We start from the raw sequence: 499 nt of genomic DNA on the forward strand, positions 1-499 counted from the left end.
GCCCGCCGTTGACCGGGAGCCTGGCGCGGCGGTGCGGGGCGGCCCCCGGTTACGGCGGTTCTCGTGAAACGGCGCATAGCTACGACGACTCTCGTACAATGGAGGTCCAGGACGAAAGGGAGCCACCGTGACGCCCAACGCCCGTGCACTCGCGCATCCCTCGCGTGAGGAGATCCGAGTCGAGGGCGTGCTCCACGCGCTCTCCGACCCGATGCGGCTGCGGATCGTGTGCCGGCTCGCGGACGCCGGGGACGAACTGGCCTGCTCCCGTTTCGACCTCCCGGTCTCCAAGTCCACCAGCACCCACCACTTCCGCGTCTTGCGGGAGAACGGGGTCATCCGCCAGGTCTACCGGGGCACGGCGAAGATGAGCGTCCTGCGGGCCGAGGACCTGGACGACCTCTTCCCCGGCCTGCTGGGCAGCGTGCTGGGCGCGGCCGGGCTCCAGGCCGAGCGCCTCGGCGAGAGCTGACGTCCCACTGTCTCTTATACACATCTC

The 499-nt window shown here is 69.7% G+C and carries 1 protein-coding gene; it reads left to right on the forward strand.

Annotation, left to right across the window (positions count from 1 at the left end):
- The first annotated feature begins 127 nt into the window (after nucleotides 1-127).
- Nucleotides 128-472, forward strand: a complete 345-nt coding sequence (locus tag IH13_RS0126185; protein WP_031088421.1) for an ArsR/SmtB family transcription factor — start codon at nucleotides 128-130, stop codon at nucleotides 470-472.
- Nucleotides 473-499 lie beyond the last annotated feature (27 nt).

Source organism: Streptomyces sp. NRRL WC-3549 (assembly GCF_000721935.1).
Lineage (GTDB): Bacteria > Actinomycetota > Actinomycetes > Streptomycetales > Streptomycetaceae > Streptomyces.